The sequence below is a fragment of the Ottowia sp. genome, from assembly GCF_035325765.1.
In the GTDB taxonomy this organism is placed as follows: Bacteria; Pseudomonadota; Gammaproteobacteria; order Burkholderiales; family Burkholderiaceae_C; genus Ottowia.
Genome location: NZ_DAOKZG010000010.1, coordinates 41,783 through 62,904, shown reverse-complemented (window position 1 = coordinate 62,904; position 21,122 = coordinate 41,783). Strand labels below are relative to the sequence as shown.

The following is a 21,122-nucleotide window of genomic DNA, read 5'->3' as shown; positions in this document are numbered from 1 at the left end:
CTCACCCACCGCACTTTCCCGTCATGCACCTGCGCGCGTGCAGGCCTTGGCGTAGAGTTGCTGCATCGGATCCGATGGATGCTGCTGCCATGAACGCCCCTCTGCACCACGAACTGCCCGCCGCCCTGCTCGACGCCGCCAGCGCCCGACCGCGCATCGACGCGCAGTGGGACAGTGACATCGTGCGCCAGCTGAGCGACTACATCGCCATCCCGGCCAAGTCGCTGGCTTTCGACCCCGACTGGGCCGCGCACGGCCACATCGACGCCGTGGTGCGCAACGCCGCCGCCTGGGTCGAGGCACAGAAGGTGCCTGGCCTCAAGCTGGAGGTGGTGCGCATCGCCGGCCGCACGCCGGTGATCTTCTTCGAGATCGAGGCCACGCGGACCGGCAGCTCCCAGACCGTGCTGATGTACGGCCATCTGGACAAGCAGCCCGAGTTCACGGGCTGGCGCAGCGACCTCGGGCCCTGGACGCCGAAGATCGAGGACGGCCGGCTCTATGGCCGCGGCGGCGCCGACGACGGCTATGCCGTCTATGCTGCCATCGCAGCCGTGCAGGCACTGAAGGCGCAGGACGTGCCGCACCCGCGCATCGTCGGCCTGATCGAGACCAGCGAGGAAAGCGGCTCGCCCGATCTGCTGCCGTACATCGACGCGCTGCGCCCGCGCCTGGGCGACGTCGGCCTGGTGGTGTGCCTGGACTCGGGTGCCGGCAACTACGACCAGCTGTGGCTCACGACCAGCCTGCGCGGCCTGGCGGCGGGCACGCTGCGGGTCGAGGTGCTGACCGAGGGCGTGCACTCGGGCGATGCCTCGGGACTCGTGCCCTCGTCCTTCCGCATCCTGCGCCAGGTGCTGGATCGCCTGGAGGACAGTGCCACCGGTCGCCTGCTGCCGGCGAGCTTCCACTGCGACATCCCGGCCGAGCGCGTGGCGCAGGCCCAGGCAACGGCGGCCATCCTGGGCGACGACCTGTTCAGGCGCTTTCCATGGGTGCACTACGACTGCGGCGGCCGCGAGCAGTCGGTGCTGCCCATGACCGACGACCCGGTCGAGGCGCTGCTGGCGCGTACCTGGCGCCCGACGCTGAGCGTCACCGGTGCCGAAGGCCTGCCTGCGTTGCAGGATGCCGGCAACGTGCTGCGCCCCTGCACGGCCTTCCGGCTCAGCCTGCGCCTGCCGCCGCGCGTCGATGGCGCGCGGGTCGTGCAGGAGCTGAAGTGCCTGCTGGAAGATAACGCGCCCTACCAGGCCCGCGTCACCTTCGAGCCTGGGGGCGCCGCCACCGGCTGGGACGCGCCGCCCTCCGCCCGCTGGTTCGGGCAGGCGCTGGACGTGGCCTCGCAGGCCTGGTTCGGCGCGCCCTGCGGCTACATCGGCCAGGGTGGCACGATCCCGCTGATGAGCCAGCTGTCCGAGGGCTTCCCGACCTCGCAGATGATGGTCTGCGGCGTGCTCGGGCCCAGGAGCAATGCTCACGGTCCGAACGAGTTCCTGCACCTGGCCTACGCCAAGCGCCTCACGGGCGCGGTGGCCGAGGTCATCGCGCGCATGCCGTGACCGCGGGCAGTCCATCCCGCCTGGAGCGACCTGGCGGCCACTGGCTGGCCGTGCGCGACTGGCCGCTCGCCGCCCGCGAGCGGCCACGTGCTCAGGTGCTGCTGGTGCACGGCCTGGGCGAGCACGTGGGGCGCTACGCGCATGTGGCGCAGCACCTGCGCGCCTCCGGCTGTGCGGTGCGCGGCTACGATCAGTACGGCCACGGAGAATCCAGCGGCCGGCGCGGCGACCTGCCGGAGGGCGACCGCCTGTTGACCGACCTGGCGGCCATGCTCGACGACACGCGCCGGGCCGCCGCCGGGCTGCCGCTGGTCCTGCTCGGGCATTCCATGGGTGGCCTGGTGGCGGCTCGACTGGTGTCGCTGGCGCTGCGGCCGGTGGATGCGCTGGTGCTGTCCTCGCCGGCGCTGGACGCGGGCCTGACCCGGCTGCAGCGGGCGCTGGCCCAGGTGCTGGGACGCGTCGCGCCGCATCTGCGCCTGGGCAACGGCATCGATCCGCACGGTCTGTCGCGTGACGCGGCCGCAGTGCAGGCCTACGTGACCGACCCGCTCGTGCACGATCGCATCAGCGCGCGCCTGGCCTTGTTCATCGCCGACGCCGGCCCGGCGGTGCTGGCGGCGGCGCCGCATTGGACGGTGCCGACACTGCTGCTTTGGGCTGGCGAGGACCGGGCCGTCGACCCGGCCGGCAGCGCCCGCTTCGCCGAACTCGCGCCCCGTGGGGTGGTGACCGCGCGTCCCTTTCCCGAGCACCGCCACGAGCTGTTCAACGATCGGGACCGCGACGTCGTGTTTGTCGCGCTCGGGCGCTGGCTGGGCGCACAGCTGGCGCCGCAGTGATGCGCGGGGCACGAGGGGGCTTGTCCAGCGCTGCCCGGGGTTCAGATCCAGCGGCGCACGTGCGCCGCGTAGGCGTCGAAGGCAGCACCAAAGCGCGCGCGCAGGATGCGTTCTTCCGGGCGGATCTGCAGCGCCGTCAGCAGCGCCACCGACAGCGGCAGCGCCAGCCAGCTCGCTGCGTTGCCCAGCCAGACGCCCCAGCCGGCCAGCACCAGCAGCATCCCCAGGTACATCGGATTGCGCGTGACGCGGTAGATTCCGCCCGTCACCAGCGCGCTCGCGCGTTGCGGGGCCATTGGGTTGAAGGTGGTGCGCGCGCGCCGGAAGGCGACCAGGCCGGCCAGCGCCACCCCGCCGCCCAGCACGGCCAGCAGCAGGGCCAGCGCGAGCGCCCAGACCGGGCCGCCGCGTGGCCAGAGCTGGGCCGTCGGCAGTGCGTGCGCCAGCCACCACATCAGCAACGCGCAGGCGCCGTCGATCACCGGCGGCGGTACGCGATGTTCCCACCAGTGGCGTGGTTGGGCAGTCATCCAATGCGTGGCGCGACGCGCTGGCGCAGCGCCAGCCAGGCCAGCGCCAGCCCGGTGATGGCGATCGGCACCAGCGAGCCGACATTCAGCCAGGTCCAGCCCTGCGTGGTCACCAGCGCACCCGAGGCAAACGAGGTGAAGGCCATGGTGGCGAACACGCAGAAATTGATCACCGCCTGGGCGCGGTCCCGTTCTTCGGGCCGGTAGGCCTGCAGCGCCAGCGTGGTGCTGCCGGTGAACAGGAAGTTCCAGCCGACGCCCAGCAGCGTCAGCGATGCCAGGAAGTGGTGCAACTCGACCCCGACGAGCGCGACGCCCACGCAGGCGATGTTCAGCAGCACGCCCACGCCCATGATCGTGAGCACGCCAAAGCGCTTGATCAGGCCGCCGGTGAAGAAGCCCGGTGCGTACATGCCGATCACGTGCCATTGCAGCACCATCGCGGTGACGCCGAAGTCGAAGCCGAGCACGTCCATCGCCAGCGGAGTGGCCGCCATCAGCAGGTTCATCACGCCGTAGCCCATGGCCGCGCCCAGGGTAGCGACGACGAACACCGGCTGGCGCATGATCTGCCCCAGGCTGCGTCCCCGGGGCGCGTGCGCGGCGTGAGCGTGCACGGCCGGGAACCGGATGCCCGCGATCACGCCCATGGCGAGCAGCGCCACTCCGGCCAGCGCCAGGTAGGCGCCGACAAAGGGCGTGGGCAGCAGGACGCGCGTCCAGGCTGCCAGGTTGGGGCCGATGATGCCGCCCAGCAGGCCGCCGGCCAGCACCAGCGACACTGCCTTCTCGCGCCAGTCCGGAGCCACCAGTTCTGCTGCGGCGAAGCGGTAGAGCTGGCCGTTGGCGTTGTAGTAGCCTGCCACCACGGTGGCCAGCATGAGCAGCCCGAAGTGCCGCGATGCCGCCGCATACGCTGCCAGCAGGGCCGAGCCCAGCGCCACCACGAGGCCGATCTGGAACGAGCCGCGCCGGCCCCAGCGCGTCTGCGTGCGCGCCACCAGGGGTGCCGCCATGGCGCCGCCCACCACATAGCCCATCACCGGCAGCGTCGCCATCCAGGGCTGCGGCGCCAGTTGCAGCCCGACCAGGCCGTTGATGGCGATGAAGGTGACGTTGTTGATCAGGAACAGGCCCTGGGCCAGGGTCAGCAGCAGCAGATGGCGGTTCATCGAGAGCCTTGCTTCAGGGCGTCGTCAGGCAGGCCAGCGCGGCCAGCGGCGCAGTCTCCGCGCGCAGGACGCGCGCACCGAGGCTGGACGGGGCGAAACCAGCTTCGCGCGCCAGCGATTCTTCGTGCGGATCCAGCCCGCCCTCGGGGCCGGACAGCAGCGTGACAGGAGTCGTGGCGGGCAGCACGCGGGCCTTGTCCTGCAGGCCGGATGTCGCGGGGGCGAGCGTCAGCAGCCAGCGTTCGCCCGCCCCGGGATCCTGCAGCAGCTCGCGCAACGACCGCGGCTCGTGGATCTCGGGCATCCGGTTGCGTCCACACTGCTCGCACGCGGCCGCCGCCACGGCCTGCCAGCGCCTGAGCTTGCGGTCTGCGCGCTCGCCGCCCAGCCGCACGTTGCCGCGCACCGTCAACACGGGGGTGAGACGGTCCATGCCCAGTTCGGTGGCCTTCTCGATCAGCCATTCCATGCGCTCGGTCGCCATCAGGCCGACGGCCAGGTGCACGGCGCGGGCGGCTTCCCGCTCGATCGGGTCGTGGGCGTCGACGCGCGCCAACACCTCGCCGCGCCCCATGCGCAGGATGGTGGCCCGCCATTCGCCGCCCGTGCCGTTGAAGAGGGTGACCTCGTCGGCCGGCTGCAGGCGCAGCACCTGCACGTGGCGCACGGCACCGGACGGCAGCGACAGCGCCTGCCCGGCTTGCAGTTCGATCGGGACGTGGAAACGAGGCATGGTGGCGCGGCAGCGGCGATGGTACCCCGCAGCAGTCAGCGGCCGCGGCGCCGCGTGGGCGTGCCCTGGGCGGGGGCGGTCGGTTCCCGGTGCCGGATTGGACGATCGGTACGGCGGTGGCCCGCGCTTCGGGATCGGCCGATGCAGCCATTGGTCATGCCTGGACGGCGGGAAGCACCAGGCCCCGGCATTCGCCAAAGCCGATGCGCATCGCGCCCTTGCGCTCGCACCAGCCGTGCAGGATGACGGTGTCGCCGTCCTGCAGGAAGCCACGCTGCTCGCCGCCGCCCACGTCCACCGGCTTCTGTCCACCATGGGCCAGTTCGAGCAGGGCGCCGGCTTCGCCCGGACCGGGGCCCGAGATGGTGCCGCTGCCCAGCAGGTCGCCAGGCTGCAGGCTGCAGCCGCCGGCAGCGTGATGGGTGATCATCTGCGCAGCCGTCCAATACTGGTGGCGGAAGCTGGTGGCCGACAGCCGCGCGGGCCCGCGTCCCTGCTGGCGCGCCTGGTCCGTTTCGAGCCAGACTTCCAGCCGGATGTCGATCGCGCCCTGGGCGCGGTTGGCCGCCGAGTCGAGGTAGGCCAGCGGCTGGGGCTCGCCTTCCGCGCGCGTCCATGCGACGCGGAACGGTGCCAGCGCCTCGGCCGTGACGATCCACGGCGAAACGGTGGTGGCGAAGTTCTTGGCATGGAAGGGGCCCAGCGGCGCCATCTCCCACATCTGGATGTCGCGCGCCGACCAGTCGTTCAGCAAGGTGATGCCGAACAACTGATCTTCCGCCTGCCCCATCGGGATTGGCTGGCCGGCGGGGTTGCCGGGGCCGATCCACAACCCCAGCTCGCACTCGTAGTCGAGCGCCGCGCAGGGCTGAAACACCGGCGCGCTGGCGCCGGGGGGTCGCACCTGCCCGTGCGGGCGGTGGAACTGCTGCCCACTCACCCCCAGCGTGGATGCCCGACCGTGATAGGCCTGCGGCAGCCAGCGGAAGTTGGGCGTGACCTCCGCATTGGGCATGATGATGCGGATCGCGTTGCGCGCGTGGTCGATCGAGGTGTAGAAATCGGTGTAGTCGCCGACACGCGCTGGCAGCGTGTATTCGACAGCATCCAGCGGCAGCAGGCAGGCGCGCACGGCCGATTCGTCGGCCGCGCCGCCAAGCAGCAGCGCGAACAGGGCATGGCGCAGCGTGCGCCAGGCTTCGGGGCCCGCGGCCATGAAGGCATTGAGCGCCGGTTGCGCGGCCAGCGCCAGCGCGTCGGCGGCCGCGCCCTGGGCCAGGCCAGTGCCCGCCAGCGCCGCGAGGTCCAGCGCCTGGTCGCCGATCGCCACCGCGCCACGAAACGCCTCGCCGCTGCCGCGCCGGCGCAGCACCGCGAACGGCAGGTTCTGGATCGGAAAGTCGCAGCCCGGCGCGTTGGCGCTGGCCAGCCAGCTGCGCGCGGCGGGGTCATGCGTGTGGTCAAGCGTCATGGGTCCATCCTGAATTCATGGCTGCTCGGACTCGATCAGCCAGTGTTGGCGGCATATTTGCCTGAGGTCTCACTCGGCTTGCAAGGCCTCGTCGAAGATCGCCACCGCCCGGGTCCAGCCGGCCGAGGCGCCACGGATCTTGTGCGGGAAGCAGCTGATGTAGAAGCCGTCGGCGGGCAGGGCTTCCAGGTTGTGCAGCTTCTCCAGGTGGCAGTAGCCGATGTCGCGCCCGGCCTTGTGGCCTTCCCAGATCAGACCGGCGTCCTTGGACTCGGCGTACTTCTGCGCGGTGTGGACGAAGGGCGCGTCCCAGCTCCAGGCGTCGGTGCCGGTCAGGCGCACGCCGCGCTCCAGCAGGTACATGGTGGCCTCGTAGCCCATGCCGCAGCCGGCGGCCACGTAGTCGTCGTGGCCGTAGCGGCTGCCGGCACGGGTGTTGACGACCACGATCTCCAGCGGCTTGAGTTCGTGTCCGATGCGCTGGAGCTCGGCCTCCACGTCGGCGGCGGTCACCACGTAGCCGTCGGCAAAGTGACGGAAGTCCAGCTTCACGCCCGGCTGGAAGCACCATTCCAACGGCACCTCGTCGATGGTCCAGGCGCGCTTCCTGTCCCCCAGCGCCTTGTCCATCGTGCTGTGAAAGTGGTAAGGCGCATCCAGGTGCGTGCCGTTGTGGGTGGACAGCTGCACCATCTCCACCGCCCACACTTCGCCGTCTGGCAGGTCGGACTGCTTGAGACCCGGGAAGAACGGCGCCATCTGCTCGAACGAGTTCTGGTGGTTGAAGTACTGGATCCGGGGCGCGAAGGCGGGCGGATCGGAGACGACGTCGTTTTCGAGGTAGATTGACAGGTCGACGAACTTGCGGGTCATGGGGCGCTCCTTCATTTCCAGTGGACCATGGGCAGTCCCGCCACGGGGCTGCGAAAGTACGGGATGGTGGTGCCCATCAGGCTGCCAACGTAGACGGTGCGCAGGTCCGGGCCACCAAAGGTGATGCTGGCCATCCAGGGGGCGATGGTGCCGTGCGCGGCCATCATGTGCTCGCTCGTCACGGTGCCGGCGGCCATGTGGTCCAGCAGGGTCCTGCTGGCAGCCGGGTTGCCGTCATCCAGCAGCAGCAGTCGCTCGCCCTCGGGCGTCAGGGCGATGAGCTGGTCGACCATCACCAGCGTGCACCAGAGGTTGCCGAAGGCGTCGAAGGCAATGCCGTCCGGGTAGCCACCCAGGTGCGAGGGCCCGAACACCTCGCGCTCCCGGAGCGCCACGCCCCCGGCACTCTCGACCACGCGCATGCGGCTGATGTGCGGGCCGGTGGTCTCGACGATGTAGAGCCACTCCTCCTGCGCATCCAGCCGGATCTCGTTGGTGAAGAAGAAGCCGTCGGCCACCACCCGCAGCGCGCCGCGCTCGAGCACGGCGACGTAGCCGTCCTGCACGCGCGAGGCGGCGGCTTGGGTCCATGGATTGACTCGGGTCGAGACGGTGATCCAGATGCGGTCCTTCGAGTCGCGCAGCACGAAGTTGACCTTGCCGATCGGCTGGCCGTCGATGCGGTCCACCAGCACGCGCGAGTCGCCGTCGCGCGTCATGGCCTCGAGGCGGTCGGTGCCGAAGTTGCTGATCAGGATGTCGCCATTGGCGGCAAAGGCCAGTCCGTTGGGCAGCGTGCCGGTGGTGAACTTGTGCTCCAGGTCGGCGCTGGAGGTGGCCGTCGCGGCACCGAAGCGCGGGTCGCTGCGCTGGCCGATGAAGCGCTGGGTGCCGTCGGCGGCGATGTGCATGACACCGCCTCGCGCATCGGCCGACCACAGCGTGCCGTCCGGTTCGGCCAGGATGCACTCGGGGCGCTGCAGGTCGTGGCCGGTGGTGCGGATCCGTGCGCGGTCCACGGAAAAGCCGCGCAGGGGATTGTCGGGCATGGTCATCCTCCAGGCGGCTTGAGCAGCACCAGGCTGAGTTCGGGCACGAAGATCAGCAGCAACAGCACCATGACCATCATCAGCGTGAACGGCGCCGTGCCGCGGAAGATGTCGCCCAGCGAGATGCGCGGGTCGTTCAGCGTGCTCTTGATCACGTACACGGAAAGGCCGAAGGGCGGCGTCAGCAGGCCGATCTCGACGGCCACCACCGTGAGCACGCCGAACCAGATCAGGTTCAGGCCGAACTGCTCGGCCATCGGCAGCATCAACGGCAGCATGATCAGCAGGATCGACGATGAGTCGATGATGGTGCCCAGCGCCACCGCGATCAGCACGTAGATGATCAGGAAGCCGGTGGCCCCCAGGCCCGCCTGCGTCAGCCACTCCACCAGGAACTGCGGCATGCCCGACATCGCCAGCATGCGCGTGTAGATGGTGGCGCAGATGATCAGGAAGCTCACCGACACCGTCACGTGCCCGGTCTCGGTCAGCACGCCCCACAGCGACTTCAGGTTCAGCTTGCGCCGCAGCAGGGCGATCGCCAGCGCTACCGCGGCCCCGGTGGCGCCGGCCTCGGTGGCGGTGAAGAAGCCCGCGTACAGCCCGCCCAGCACCGAGGCGATCAGCAGCACGCTGGGCAGCAGCTTGGCCAGCAGCGTGCCCACGGGCATCAGGGCCTGGGGCTCCGCGCTCTGGGGCCGCCCGTGCTCGTACACGGAGCGTGGCCACAACGTCGCCATCAGCACGATGCCGATGGCATACACCGTGGCCAGCAGCAGGCCCGGCACGATGCCGGCGGTGAACAGATCGCCCACCGACTGGTTGGCCAGGAATCCGTACAGGATCATCAGCAGGCTGGGCGGGATCAGCATGCCCAGCACCGAGGAGCCGGCCACCACGCCGACGGCAAAGCGCCGGTCATAGCCGAAGCGCAGCATCTCCGGCACCGCGACGCGCGTGAACACTGCGGCCGACGCGATCGAGATGCCGGTGATGGCCGCGAACACCGCATTCGACGCCACGGTGGCAATGCCCAGGCCGCCACGGATGCGGCGCAGCACCTGGTTGGCGACCTCGAAGGCGTCCTTGCCGACGTCGGCGATCGCCACCAGGAAGCCCGTCAGCACGAACAGCGGCACCACGCCGAAGATGTGGCTGGCGATCGCGTCCTGGCTCGCCTGCGCCAGCAGGCTGGCGGCGATGTCCATGTCGCCGCGGATCAGCCAGACGCCGACGAACGACACCACCGCCAGCACCACCGCGACGTGCAGGCCGGCCCAGATCAGCCCCAGCATCGCCAGCAGCGACAGGCCGGCCACCAGGATCGGGCTCATCCGCCGCCTCCCGTCAGCCGGCGCATGCGCCACAGGTCCAGCCACGCCAGCAGCAGGAAGGTGACGAGCGTCGCCACCATGCCCACCAGCATGATCAGGCGCACCGGCCACACCGGCGCGGTGAAGTCGCCCAGCGCGCCCACGTATTCCCGGATGCGGATCGATTCCACCAGCGGCTCCCATGCAGCCCACAGGATCACGGCCATCAGCAAGGCGCCCACCACATGGTAGATGGCCTGCAGCAACGCGGCGAGCCGGGGCTGGTTGCGCTTGAGGCGGTCCAGCAGCACGTCGGCGCGGGTCAGGCGGCCGGTTGCCAGCGTGTCGGCCAGTTGCAGGAAGACGATGCCGACGATCGACAGCGACACCAGCTCGGTCGTGCCGCGCACCGGTGCATTCATCAGCTCGCGTCCCAGCACGTCGCTGTTGATCAGCACCATCAGTGCCACGATCCACAGCGTGCCCAGCGCGTTGAGCGCCTGCGTCACGCGTTCGAAGCGCCCCGGGAGCGGCTGTCCGTAGGAATCCGGCGGCGCGGTGCCCTGATTGGCGCCACTCATCGCGAATCCGCGCAGCGCCTCAGTTGGCCCAGTCGCGCGCCGGGTGGGCGCCGGCCTTCTTCAGTCCGTTCATGAAGCCGTGCAGCACCTGGTCGCCTGGCAGGTTCCTGGCCTGCAGATCCGCCGCAAAGGTCTTGGCGATCGGGGGCAGGGTGTCGGCCCAGCGCGTGCGCTCGGCGGGCGTCAGCTCGCTGATCCTGGCGCCAGCCTCCTCGGCCTTCTTCAGCAGCGCGGCCGCCGTCTGGGTCTGCGTCGCGGCAAAGCGCTCGCTGTACTCGGCACCTACCTCGCGCATCACCTTCTGCACTTCGGCCGGGAGCTTGTCGAAGCGCTTCTTGTTGATCGCCAGGCCGCCCGCGTACTGCGCGCCGAAGTTGACCTTGGTGATATAGGGCGCCACCTCGTGCACCTTGGCGCCCCAGGCGCCGGTGGCGAAGGTGACGACGCCGTTGGAGACGCCGGACTTGATGTCCTCGTAGTAGGTGTTCAGGTTGCCCGCCACCGCGACGGCGCCGGTGCCCTTGATCCAGTTGGCGGCCGGCCCGGGGGCGGTGATCTTCTTGCCCTTCAGGTCGTCGATCGACTTGAGCGGGAAATTGGTCCAGATGTGATAGGCATCCAGCGCCGCGCCGCCCAGGTAGACCAGGTTGTTGCTGGTCCATGCCTGGCCCATGGCGGGAATGCTGTTCTGCATGTCGTTGACCACCCGGGTGACGATGCCGATGTCGTCGGTGCCGAACGGCGCGTAGTAGCTCACGTTCTGCATCGGGAACTTGGCGGCCTCGAAGATGGTGCCGACGAAGCCCAGGTCGGCGACGCCGTCGGCGATGCCCTTGGACTCGGCGCCCAGCTTGATCAGCGTGCCGCCCCAGGCCCGGGTCCATTCGATCCGGACCTTGCTGCCGGCGTCGGCCAGCCGCTTGTCCACCTCGGGGATGAAGAACTCGTCCACCAGCTTGACCCACAGGAACACGGGCGGGTGGCCGGCGGCCGCGGTCAGGCGAATGGTCTGCTGTGCCTGCGCGGGGACGGTCAGGCTGGCAGCGGCCAGCAGGGCAGCGGTGGCAATCAGGCGGCGCGTCATCATGGGTGGGTCTCCTGCTTCAGGTGGATGGGGCGGAAGGCAGCACGGCCTCGAGGCCGGCGGTGATGAAATCGATCAGCAATGGCCCGGCGTGGGGGTCGTTGCACGTGTTCTGATGGTGCGACAGGCGCTCCACCCGGTAATCCGCCAGGTGATGCAGCAGTGCACCGATGGCGAACTGGTAGGCCCAGGCCACGCGCGCGCGCGACCAGTGCGGGCGCAGTTGCTGCAGCGCATCGATGAAGGCGTGCGCCATCGGGTCGAAGGTGTCGGCCAGGATGCGTTCGGTCTCGGGCGTGCGGTACTGCAGCTCGCGTGCCACCAGCATGGCGTAGGACTCGCCCTCGCTGCTGGCACGCAAGGCCAGCACGGGCGCCACGAAGGCCTGCACGATGCGCCGCAGCGTGGGCGGCTCGTCCTCCGCCAGCGCTTCGCTCAGCAGCGCCAGCCGCTGCTCGATGCTCGGCAGCCAGTGCAGGAAGATGCTGTGAAACAGCGCCTGCTTGCTACCGTAGTAATAGCCCACCAGCGCAAGCGGGACCTCGGCCTCGGCGGCGATCTGGCGGATCGAGACGGCGTGGTAGCCGTGCTGCGCGAACAGCCGCTCGGCCGCCAGCAGGATGGCCGACTTGCGATCCGGACGCGGCGCATCGTCCAGCGTCGAGGGTGTCGGAACCAGATCGGCTTGCACGGCGCGCATCCCGCTGATTGAACGATCGTTCAAACTTTTTGTACAACCGTACAAACCCCTAGCCGACGCGCGGGCGCACCCAGTGGACAAGCGGGTGTTGTTGCGAATAATGCGCGCATGACCACCGCTGCCGCTCCGTATACCCCCCTCATCCGCATCTACCAGGACTGGCTGCGCGAGCGCCACGGCCTCTCGTTCGCCAGCTACCACGACCTGTGGCGCTGGTCGGTGACGGACCTGGATGCCTTCTGGCAGAGCATGTGGGACTTCTTCGACCTGCAGTCGCCGACGCCGCACCGCGCCGTGCTGGGCCGCAACGTGATGCCGGGCGCCCAGTGGTTCCCCGGCGCCCAGGTCAACTACACCCAGCAGGCGCTGCGCCACGTCGACGCCGCGCACGCCGCCGGCCTGCCGGCCATCATCAGCGAGAACGAGAAGGGCGTGGTGCGCGAGCTGTCCTGGCCCGAACTGCGCCGCCAGGTCGCCTCGTTCGCGCTGCATCTGCAGGCGCAGGGCGTGCAGCCGGGCGACCGCGTGGCAGCCTACCTGCCCAACATCCCCGAGGCCATGGTGGCCTTCCTCGCGGTTGCGGCGATCGGCGCCGTGTGGAGCGTGTGCGCGCCCGACATGGGCACCAGCGCCGTGCTCGACCGCTTCCGCCAGATCGAGCCGAAGGTGCTGATCGCCGTCGACGGCCTGGCCTGGGCCGGGCGCGACATCGACCGCAGCGACGTGGTGCGCCAGTTGCGCGCCGAGCTGCCGACGCTGCGCCACGTCGTCGCCGTGCGCTATCTCCAGGGTGCCGGTGCCATCCCGGACGCGGCCGACTTCGCCGACGCCTGCGCGCGCCACGATGCGCAGACCGATGCCTTCACGCCCGCCTGGCTGCCCTTCGACCACCCGCTCTGGGTGGTCTATTCCAGCGGCACCACCGGCCTGCCCAAGCCGATCGTGCATTCGCATGGCGGCATCCTGCTGGTGGCCGTGGCTGGCGCGGTGCACACGGACATCGGCTGCAGCTACGCGCCCAACAGCTTCGGCGAGCGCTTCTGCTGGTACAGCTCCACGGGCTGGATCATGTGGAACATGCAGGTCGCGGGGCTGCTGTCGGGCACCACCTGCGTCATCCTGGACGGCAGCCCGGCCGGCTCGCGCGACGCGCCCGACTGGGGCACCCTCTGGCGCTTTGCCGGGCGACACCGCGTCACCTTCCTCGGCACCGGCGCGGCGGTCTATGCCGGTTGCCTGAAGGCCGGGGTCGACCTGTCGCGCTGTGGTGACCTGTCGAGCATCCGCGCCATCGGCACCACCGGCTCGCCGCTCTCTCCCGAGGTACAGCAGTGGGGCACCGACCAGTTCCGCGCCATCGCCCGCACCGAAGCGCAGCAGGACATCTGGTGGTTCAACATCTCGGGCGGCACCGACTTCGCGGGGGGATTCATCGGCGGCCTGCGCACGCTGCCGCAGCAGCCGGGGGTGATGCAGTGCCGCATCCTGGGTGCGGCCGTGGAAGCCTGGAACGACGCGGGCGCGCCGGTCGTGGGCGAGGTCGGCGAGCTGGTGTGCACCCAGCCGATTCCGTCGATGCCGCTGCATTTCCTGAATGACCCCGGCAACGCGCGCTACCTGGCCAGTTACTTCGAGATGTACCCGCCGGGGCACGGCCGCAAGCCCGGTGGCGGCGACCTGGGCCCGGAGGCCGGCAGCGTCTGGCGTCACGGCGACTGGTTGCGCATCGGCGACGAGCATGGCGAGGGCGAGTGGTGCGTGATCTTCGGGCGCTCGGACGCCACCATCAACCGCCACGGCCTGCGCATGGGCACGAGCGAGATCTACAGCGCCGTCGAGGGCCTGCCCGAGGTGCTGGACAGCATGGTGGTGGACCTGGAATTCCTCGGTCGTGCCAGCTACATGCCGTTGTTCGTGGTGCTGCGTCCCGGCGTGGCGCTGGACGATGCGCTCAAGCAGCGCATCGGTGATGCCATCCGCACGGCCTTGAGCCCGCGCTTCGTGCCCGACGAGATCCTGCAGGTGCCCGAGATCCCGCGCACCCTGTCGGGCAAGAAGCAGGAACTGCCGATCAAGAAGCTGCTGCTGGGCCAGCCGTTGGAGAAGGTGGTGAACCGGGAAGCCATGGCCAATCCGGGATCACTGGCGTGGTATGTAGAATTTGCGAGCGCGCGGCTGGCGGCCGCCGGGGCCTGAGACGATCGCCCAGGGCCGGGTCAGGGTGCCCGGCAGCGCCTCTGCCGGCAAGGCGGTCGCCCGGGCAGTGTCCGTCCGGGTCGTGCAGCGCCGTGTGCCGTGCAGGTGCCTGGCGCCGCAGTCGCTGCCTGCTTTCGATCCGGCACCATGAGACTGCTTTCGCGCCTCTCCAACCGCCTGCGTTCCGATGTCCGCATCGATGGCGCAGTCCGCAGCGGCAACACGGTGAGCATGCGGGTGGATCAGCAGCGCCTGCTGGTCCGCTGCGACAGCCATCGCCTGCGCTTGATGCCGGAAGCGGTGGCGAGCGCCTTGCAGGTTCCGGCGCTGTCTCAGGGGCGCCGGCTGGTGATGGCGGATGCCGATGCGACCTGGCATCGCAACCAGGCTGACTACCAGAAGATCGTGTGTGGGTGGTGGGGCTACCCGCCGCAGCCGATCCAGGCCGGAGTGCTGCGGCCGCCGGCTCGGCGTCCGGCTGGGCGCGTCGGCCTGGCTTTCAGCCTGGGCGTGGATTCACTGCATTCCTGCTTCTTCGAGGCGCGGCAGCCGGACCTGCTCATCTTGGTAGGCGGCTTCGATGTCCCTTACGCCGATCATGCGGTGTTCGGGGCCATGCAGGCGTCGACGCGCCAGGTGGCCGCTGAACTGGGTATCGGGTATGCCGTGCTGCGCACCAACCTCCGCACATTGCATTTGTTCCGACGCGAGAACTGGGAGCGCACGCATGGCGGCGCGCTCGCCCTGGTCGGCCTGTGCATGGCCGAGCACGTCGGCGCGCTGCAGATCAGTTCCAGCATGAGCTGGGACAACATCATGGCCTGGGGAACTCACCCCGAGCTGGATCACCTCATGGGCACCAGCGACTTCCAGTTCCACCACCTGGGGGCGGAAACGTCCCGCCTCGACAAGGTGGCGCGGCTGCTGTCGGACCCGGTGAGTCGCACCCTGTTTCGCCAGCACGTGCGCGTCTGCTGGGAGGATCCCAGCGCCGAAGGCGGGTGTGGACGTTGCGAAAAGTGCATGCACCTCAAGCTCATCCTGTTGGCGCTGGATGCCGGCTTCATTCCGGATCGGATGCGCGCTGCGCCGCCGCTCGAGGTTCTGCTCGACGCAGCGCCTGCGCTGCGCAATCCAGTGGTGATTCGAAATCGGCGGCGCTTGCTGGGCTTGCGTGATCGGCGAGTCAACGCAGCGTTGCAACGGTACGTCGATCGCAGTGAAGCGGCACTGGCGCAGGCCAGCGGCCGCACTGACCCATGAAGGGTTCGCCATGAAGCTCCTGTCCAAGCTCGCCAACCGCCTCGGCACCGAGGTCTGCTTCCACTGCGCCGCGCCGCGGGGCCATGCACTGTCCGTCGGCGTGGATCACCAGCGCATCACGCTGGATTGCCCGAGCCACGAACTGCAGCTGCAGCCCGAGGCCCTGGGCACGGCCTTCCTGATCCCGAGCCTGTCCCAGCGGCGCCAGATGGTGCTGGATTCGGCCAACGCGAGCTGGCACGCGAACCAGCCGAAGCTGCAGTCGATGCTGGCCGACTGGTGGGGTTACGAGCCGCGGCCGGTGCAGGTCGGGACCGTGCGTCCGCCCGCGCCGCGCGGGCTGGGGCGCGTCGGCCTGGCCTTCAGCCTCGGCATCGATTCGATGTATTCGTGCTTCTTTGCCGAACCGCGTCCGAACCTGCTGCTGCTGGTGGGCGGCTTCGACGTGCCGCACAACCAGCACGCCACCATCGACGCCATGGCGGCCTCGGCGCGTGCGGTGGCGGCCGAGCTCGGCATGGACTGCGCCGTGGTGCGCACCAACCTGCGGCGCAACCACCTGTTCCGGCGCCAGAGCTGGGAGCGCACCTACGGCAGCGCCGTCGCCTTCGTCGGCCTGGCACTGGCCGAGCACATCGACACCCTGCTCATCAGCGCCGGCCAGCACCGCGACGACCTGATGCCGCACGGCAGTCACCCCGAGCTGGACCCGCTCTGGGGCACGAGCTACCTGCGCATCCAGCATGTCGGCCATGAAGCCACCCGGCTCGAGAAGATGCAGCGCATCGTGTCGGATCCGGTCAGCCGCGAGCTGTTCCGCAAGCACATGCGCGTCTGCTTCATCAGCCCCAACCCGCAGGGCAACTGCGGCCGCTGCCGCAAGTGCGTCGGCGTCAAGCTCGGGCTGCTCAAGCTGGACGCGGGCTTCTGCCCAGAGACCATGCCCAACGACCGGCCGTTGCACGAGCTGATCGACCAGATGGAACTGCTCACCGACCCGGCCTCCATTGCCTACCGCAAGGAGCTGCTGGGGCTCTCCGACGCCCGCGTCGACCAGGCGCTGCGGCGCTACCTCGAGCGCAGCGAGGCGGCGCTCGAAGCCCGGTCCGCGAACTGAGCGACGCCGTCGAGATGCAACCGCCACTCGAGGATCGCCTGCGCCGGTGGCTGGATCCACAGGCCCGGACGCTCTACATCCCCAACCCCGGCAACGCCGGCGATGCGGCCATCGCCAGTGCCACGATGCAGATGCTGCGCCGCACCGGCGTGCCGCTGGCCTGCGGCACGGCGCCGGACATCGCTTCCGGCATGGACGTCATCATCGGTGGCGGCGGCAACCTCGTGCCCGACTACAACGACGTGCGCGAGCTCCTGCGGGCCTGCGTGGCGCGCTCGGTGCGTCGCTGCCTGCTGCTGTCGCACACGGTGCGCGGCCATGCCGACGTGCTGGCGCAGCTGGATGGGCGCTTCCTGCTCTGGTGCCGCGATCGGGAAAGCCTTGCCCACGTGAAACAGCAGGCGCCGCGGGCACAGGCCGAGCTGGTGCCGGACATGGTGCTGGTGCTCGACATTCCCGAGCTTGCACGCCGCACCGCGAGCCGGGCGCATCGGCTGGCGCTGCTGCGCGATGGGCGCTGGCTGCGCCGGCTGCCGCGCTGGCGCCTCGCGCTGGCGCGCATCCGGCCCGGAGCCGACGGCACCCTGCACATCCTGCGGTATGACGTCGAGTCGGCCGACCTGGCACAGGCCCGGCCCGGCCATGACCTGATGCGTCACCACGGCATCCGCGGCTACGGCGCGGCCGCCGACCAGATCACGATGGACGTGGTGCGCTGCATCGACCGTGCGCAGCGCGTCGTCACCGATCGCCTGCACGTGTCACTGATCGCGGCGCTGCTCGGCAAGCCGGTGTGCCTGGTCGAGAACAGCTATGGCAAGCTGTCGGCGGTGTGGGAAGTGGCGCAGCAAGCCTGGTCCAGGGAGGCCAGGACGCGACCGGAACAACAACAGGAAGAAAAACGGCATGGACCAGACGGAAGTGGTGGTGATCTCGCTCACGCGCGCAGCGGCGCGCCGGGACGGCGTGGCCCGGGAGCTCGGGCGGCTGGGCATTGATTTTCGGTTCTTCGACGCCGTCGACGGCGCGCGGCTCGAGTCCCTGCCGGCGCAATACGACCGCCAGCGTCGCCTGCGGCAGTACGGCGTCGACCTGTCTGCCGGCGAGCTGGGCTGCTTCCTGTCGCATCGCGCGGTCTGGCAGGAATGCGTGGCCAGCCAGCGCGACTTCCTGGTGCTGGAGGACGACTTCCGCGTGGCGGGCGACCTGGCGGCCATCGTCGACGGCATCGCGCAGGTCAGCGAACCGTGGGACTTCATTCGCCTGAGCGGCGATCGCGAGCAGCGCCGGATTGCGGTGCCGGTGCGCAGCCTGGGCGCGTTCACCGTGGTGGAGGAACTCAGCGAATCGCTGCTGACCACGGGCTACGTGGTGAATCCGCGCGGCGCGGCGCGCCTGCTGCGCAGCTCGGAGCGCTTCTGGATGCCGGTCGACAACTTCATGGAGATGCGCTACGCGCACGGGATCCGCTCGCTTTCCGTGCTGCCGTATCCGATCGAGCACCTGCCGCTGGGTTCGACCATCGGCGATCGGGCGGTGCGCGACAAGCCCATGGGCTGGCGCCTGTGGTTCCGTTCGCTGCACGACCTGAACCGCTATGCTTGGGTGGCGCGCCGGTTCTGCGCGCGCAAGCTGTACGGTTCATGACGGCACAAGAGGAGCGCGCGATGCGAACAACCAGCCCTGTCGAGCCACCCCTCATCCTCATCACCGGCGCAACCGGGCAGATCGGCGGCGCCGTGCTTTCCATCCTGTCGCGCCAGGGGCAGCGACTGCGCGCCCTGGCGCGCGGACCGGCGCCGACCGGTGGCCCGGAAGGCGTGCAGTGGGTGCAGGGCGACTACGACCAACCGGCGTCGCTGGCAGCCGCGCTGGACGGCGTCGACGTGCTGCTGCTCACCGGCCGCGACAACCCGCAGGCCGTGGCCCAGGGCCTGCGCGTGCTGGATGCCGCGCGTGCCGCGGGCGTGCGCCACGTGGTCCGGCTGTCGGCGCTGGGCGCGCGCGCCGATTCGCCCATTGCGCTGATGCGCGAGCACGCCGAGGTCGATGCCGCGCTGCGCGCCAGCGGCATGGCCTGGACGCTGGTCCAGCCGCACCTCTACATGCAGAACCTGCTGCGCGCGGCCGAGGCCGTGCGGCGCGACGGCGTACTCGCCGCGCCCATGGGGCGGCAGGCCTTCCCGCTGGTGGACACGCGCGACGTGGCGGCCGCCGCGGCGGTCATCCTGCGCGATGTCGCTCGCCACGCGGGCCGGACCCATGTGCTCACCGGCCCGGCGCCGGTCGATTACGCCGAAGTGGCGGCGACGCTCGGGCGGGCGCTCGGGCGCACGGTGACCTACGAGGCGGTGCCGCCCACCGAATACGAGCAGCGCCTGCTGGCGGCCGGCATGCCGGGCTGGCGCGCCTTCGACCTGGCGCACATCGCGTCCGCCTATGGCGAGGCCGACCATGCGGTGCGGGCGGACCTGGGCGAACTGCTGGGTCATGCGCCAGGCACGCTGGCGCGCTTCGTGGCCGATCACGTCGCGGTGTTTGCCGGCGTGGCGGCCGACGACGCCGGCGCTTGAGCGCGTGCCCGGCGCCGGCCGCTCAGAGCAGCGAGCCGGCGTGGTCGAGCACGAAGTCGCAGGCCTTTTCGCGCAGGTCGCCCTTGACCTTGTCGATGTCGAAGCGCTTGCCGCCCGAGCCGGTGACCAGGCCGGCCAGGCCGCTCTGGTAGCCCGCGTCCTTCGGCTCCTCCTTCGCGCCCAGGCCCATCTTGCCCAGCAACTGCCCCTTCATCCGCGCCGCCTTGTCGAGGTTGAGGTAGTTGTTCTTCATGCAGTAGGTGATGACGCCGGCGGCATTGCCCAGGCTGGACGGGCCGACCAGGCCGGCGGCCGAAAGCGCTGCCGCGCCGGTACCGCCGCCCAGCGCACCGCCGAGGCCCGAGGCGCCGCCGAGCTTGTCCCCCAGTGCGTTTTGCCCAGGCCGGCTGCCTGCAGGCTCGTGGTCAGGCTGCCGAGGCTGATCGCGATGGCGAGGACGGTTGTCTTTCGCATGGTGCCTTCCTTTCGATGTCGGGCGCAGGGAGCGTGTTGGCGCGCGGACGGGCGCCGGTTCAGCGCTTTTCGCGCAGCACGCGTCCCATCAGGTAGTACTCGGGGTTGGGCATGATGTTGCCGAAGTTGGCGCTGCGGTTGCCCATGCAGTAGAAGCCCACGATGTGGGCGATGTCCCACGCGTCCTCGTCGTCGAAGCCGTGTGCGTGCAGGGCCTCGAAGTCGGCATCCTGCAGCGCGTTCGACTGGTGCAGCACCTTCATCGCGAATTCCAGCATGGCGCGCTGGCGCGGGCTGATGTCGGCCTTGCGCCAGTTCACCGCCACCTGGTCGGCCACCAGCGGCTTCTTCTCGTAGAGACGCAGCGCCGCGCCGTGCATGACGACGCAGTTCATGCAGCCGTTGGCGCTGCTCACGGCAACCACGATCATCTCGCGGTCGCCCTTGCTCAGGTGGCTGCTGCGGCCGCAGCTTTCGGGGTCCATCAGCGCGTCGTGGTAGGCGAAGAAGGCGCGCCATTCGGCTGGCCGGCGCGCCAGCACCATGAACACGTTGGGCACGAAGCCGAGCTTCTCCTGCACCGCGAGCAGCTTCTCCTTGATGTCGGCGGGCAGGGTGTCGATGTCGGGATGCGGGTAGCGATTGCTCATGGCTGGGTTTCGTCGGGTTTGCGGGGTTGGACAACCCGCATCTTCGCATCAAGGGACCGGCGCCTCATTTGCCTCCGAGTTCGATGCGGTACAGGTCCTCCCACCGCTTCCAGTCATTGCCGTCGCGGCGCATCAGCACCAGGCCGGAAACCCCGCTGCCGTCGTTCGTGTCGCCGCGGATCTGCAGCGCGGCCTGGCTGTCGGTGGCGCGGCCGCTGGTGACGGTGACGTGGCGCAGGCGCAGCTTCTTCATCATCGGCATCAGGACTTCGTCCACGCGCTCGGGCACCACGGTCTGGCGCACGGCCTGCTCGTCCTCCTGCCGGATGGCCGCCACCCCCCGCAGCAGTGCGGCGCCGGGAGCGCCGCCACCCGCGCCCAGGGGATTGCCGGCCAGCGCGCCACGCCCGACCCGGGCATCGAAATCCAGGCTGTACTGGTAGCGTTCACCCAGGTGGTCTTCCTCGCCGTTCGTCCGCACCTGGCCCGCGATCCGGTCGGCACCGGCCTTGCGCAAGGTCAGGCGACCGGCGGCATTCTGTCCGGCTGGGTACTCGCCATCGATGTGCAGCATGACCCGCTCGATGCGTGCCTCTTTCAGGTCGAGCGGTACCAGCAGCATGAGATGGCTGCCACCAGCTTGCTTGACTTGATCCGCGAGAACGCTCTGCGGAAGGAAGCTCGCGTCGGCTGCAGTGCAGTCGAGCGGCCGGTCCGCGGCGAACACCAGCCGCACGGTCGCCTCGTCCGGAAACGCCTGTCCGCCGGGGACTTCGTGCGCGCACACGGCCTTCAGCTCCACCCGCTGGCCGTCGCGTTGCAGGAAGCCGCTGGCCGTATCGGCCGCCAGGGCCGCGTCGGGCGGCGCCAGCAGGGCGACGCCGAGGGTACAGGCGAGTTGGAGGCGTGCGTGTGCGTTCACGGGATCTCTCCTGCCGG

General features: G+C 69.9%; 21 protein-coding genes. 8 read left to right on the top strand and 13 right to left on the bottom strand.

The window, feature by feature from the left end:
* Positions 1–89: 89 nt before the first annotated feature.
* Together PKA16_RS05755 and PKA16_RS05750 are read left to right on the top strand one after the other, a co-directional pair.
* Positions 90–1,562, top strand: a complete 1,473-nt coding sequence (locus PKA16_RS05755) for a M20/M25/M40 family metallo-hydrolase (protein WP_324401288.1) — start codon at positions 90–92, stop codon at positions 1,560–1,562.
* The gene (locus tag PKA16_RS05750) at positions 1,559–2,404 is read left to right on the top strand and encodes a lysophospholipase (protein ID WP_324401286.1); all 846 of its coding nucleotides are present in this window, start codon (positions 1,559–1,561) and stop codon (positions 2,402–2,404) included. Before PKA16_RS05755 ends, PKA16_RS05750 begins: the two co-directional genes overlap by 4 nt.
* A 41-nt stretch (positions 2,405–2,445) precedes the next feature.
* Here the strand turns inward: PKA16_RS05750 and PKA16_RS05745 are convergent, their stop codons facing one another.
* The 10 genes from PKA16_RS05745 to PKA16_RS05700 all read right to left on the bottom strand — a co-directional run bounded on the left by PKA16_RS05745 (position 2,446) and on the right by PKA16_RS05700 (position 11,910).
* Positions 2,446–2,934, bottom strand: coding sequence for an isoprenylcysteine carboxylmethyltransferase family protein (locus PKA16_RS05745; RefSeq protein ID WP_324401284.1), 489 nt, complete (start codon positions 2,932–2,934; stop codon positions 2,446–2,448).
* A complete protein-coding gene (locus PKA16_RS05740) occupies positions 2,931–4,106 on the bottom strand; it encodes an MFS transporter (protein ID WP_324401282.1) in 1,176 nt (391 codons plus the stop codon). Before PKA16_RS05740 ends, PKA16_RS05745 begins: the two co-directional genes overlap by 4 nt.
* A 13-nt stretch (positions 4,107–4,119) precedes the next feature.
* Positions 4,120–4,839: a 16S rRNA (uracil(1498)-N(3))-methyltransferase gene (locus tag PKA16_RS05735; RefSeq protein WP_324401280.1), complete on the bottom strand. Its 720-nt coding sequence runs from the start codon at positions 4,837–4,839 to the stop codon at positions 4,120–4,122.
* A gap of 154 nt (positions 4,840–4,993) precedes the next feature.
* Positions 4,994–6,310 carry a fumarylacetoacetase gene (gene fahA, locus PKA16_RS05730; RefSeq protein ID WP_324401278.1) on the bottom strand — a complete coding sequence of 439 codons (1,317 nt, stop codon included), beginning with the start codon at positions 6,308–6,310 and terminating at the stop codon, positions 4,994–4,996.
* 69 nt (positions 6,311–6,379) lie between these two features.
* Positions 6,380–7,183, bottom strand: a complete 804-nt coding sequence (locus PKA16_RS05725; protein ID WP_324401276.1) for a cyclase family protein — start codon at positions 7,181–7,183, stop codon at positions 6,380–6,382.
* Positions 7,184–7,194: 11 nt separating this feature from the next.
* On the bottom strand, positions 7,195–8,232 hold the full coding sequence (locus PKA16_RS05720) for an SMP-30/gluconolactonase/LRE family protein (protein WP_324401274.1): 1,038 nt from the start codon (positions 8,230–8,232) through the stop codon (positions 7,195–7,197).
* 2 nt (positions 8,233–8,234) lie between these two features.
* Positions 8,235–9,566, bottom strand: coding sequence for a TRAP transporter large permease subunit (locus PKA16_RS05715; RefSeq protein ID WP_324401272.1), 1,332 nt, complete (start codon positions 9,564–9,566; stop codon positions 8,235–8,237).
* A complete protein-coding gene (locus PKA16_RS05710) occupies positions 9,563–10,126 on the bottom strand; it encodes a TRAP transporter small permease (RefSeq protein WP_324401270.1) in 564 nt (187 codons plus the stop codon). The genes PKA16_RS05715 and PKA16_RS05710 overlap by 4 nt, the downstream gene beginning before the upstream one ends.
* A 19-nt stretch (positions 10,127–10,145) precedes the next feature.
* Complete coding sequence (locus PKA16_RS05705; RefSeq protein WP_324401269.1) at positions 10,146–11,213, bottom strand: C4-dicarboxylate TRAP transporter substrate-binding protein; 1,068 nt, start codon at positions 11,211–11,213, stop codon at positions 10,146–10,148.
* A gap of 16 nt (positions 11,214–11,229) precedes the next feature.
* Positions 11,230–11,910 (bottom strand): TetR/AcrR family transcriptional regulator, encoded by a 681-nt coding sequence (locus PKA16_RS05700; RefSeq protein ID WP_324401267.1) that lies wholly within the window; start codon positions 11,908–11,910, stop codon positions 11,230–11,232.
* A gap of 108 nt (positions 11,911–12,018) precedes the next feature.
* Here PKA16_RS05700 and PKA16_RS05695 point away from each other — a divergent pair, with 108 nt between their 5' ends.
* The 6 genes from PKA16_RS05695 to PKA16_RS05670 all read left to right on the top strand — a co-directional run bounded on the left by PKA16_RS05695 (position 12,019) and on the right by PKA16_RS05670 (position 19,059).
* Positions 12,019–14,106, top strand: a complete 2,088-nt coding sequence (locus PKA16_RS05695) for an acetoacetate--CoA ligase (RefSeq protein WP_324401265.1) — start codon at positions 12,019–12,021, stop codon at positions 14,104–14,106.
* A gap of 147 nt (positions 14,107–14,253) precedes the next feature.
* Positions 14,254–15,369, top strand: a complete 1,116-nt coding sequence (locus PKA16_RS05690; RefSeq protein WP_324401264.1) for a hypothetical protein — start codon at positions 14,254–14,256, stop codon at positions 15,367–15,369.
* 10 nt (positions 15,370–15,379) lie between these two features.
* On the top strand, positions 15,380–16,486 hold the full coding sequence (locus PKA16_RS05685) for a hypothetical protein (RefSeq protein WP_324401262.1): 1,107 nt from the start codon (positions 15,380–15,382) through the stop codon (positions 16,484–16,486).
* Positions 16,487–16,500: 14 nt separating this feature from the next.
* On the top strand, positions 16,501–17,484 hold the full coding sequence (locus tag PKA16_RS05680; RefSeq protein WP_324401260.1) for a polysaccharide pyruvyl transferase family protein: 984 nt from the start codon (positions 16,501–16,503) through the stop codon (positions 17,482–17,484).
* A complete protein-coding gene (locus PKA16_RS05675; RefSeq protein ID WP_324401258.1) occupies positions 17,393–18,133 on the top strand; it encodes a glycosyltransferase family 25 protein in 741 nt (246 codons plus the stop codon). Before PKA16_RS05680 ends, PKA16_RS05675 begins: the two co-directional genes overlap by 92 nt.
* A 20-nt stretch (positions 18,134–18,153) precedes the next feature.
* Positions 18,154–19,059, top strand: coding sequence for an SDR family oxidoreductase (locus PKA16_RS05670; protein ID WP_324401255.1), 906 nt, complete (start codon positions 18,154–18,156; stop codon positions 19,057–19,059).
* 22 nt (positions 19,060–19,081) lie between these two features.
* On the opposite strand, the gene PKA16_RS05665 is transcribed toward PKA16_RS05670, so the two are convergent.
* From PKA16_RS05665 to PKA16_RS05655, 3 genes are all read right to left on the bottom strand, one after another.
* A complete protein-coding gene (locus tag PKA16_RS05665; RefSeq protein ID WP_324401254.1) occupies positions 19,082–19,312 on the bottom strand; it encodes a DUF2501 domain-containing protein in 231 nt (76 codons plus the stop codon).
* 280 nt (positions 19,313–19,592) lie between these two features.
* Positions 19,593–20,183: a peroxidase-related enzyme gene (locus PKA16_RS05660; RefSeq protein WP_324401252.1), complete on the bottom strand. Its 591-nt coding sequence runs from the start codon at positions 20,181–20,183 to the stop codon at positions 19,593–19,595.
* 64 nt (positions 20,184–20,247) lie between these two features.
* On the bottom strand, positions 20,248–21,105 hold the full coding sequence (locus PKA16_RS05655) for a hypothetical protein (protein WP_324401250.1): 858 nt from the start codon (positions 21,103–21,105) through the stop codon (positions 20,248–20,250).
* Positions 21,106–21,122: the final 17 nt, after the last annotated feature.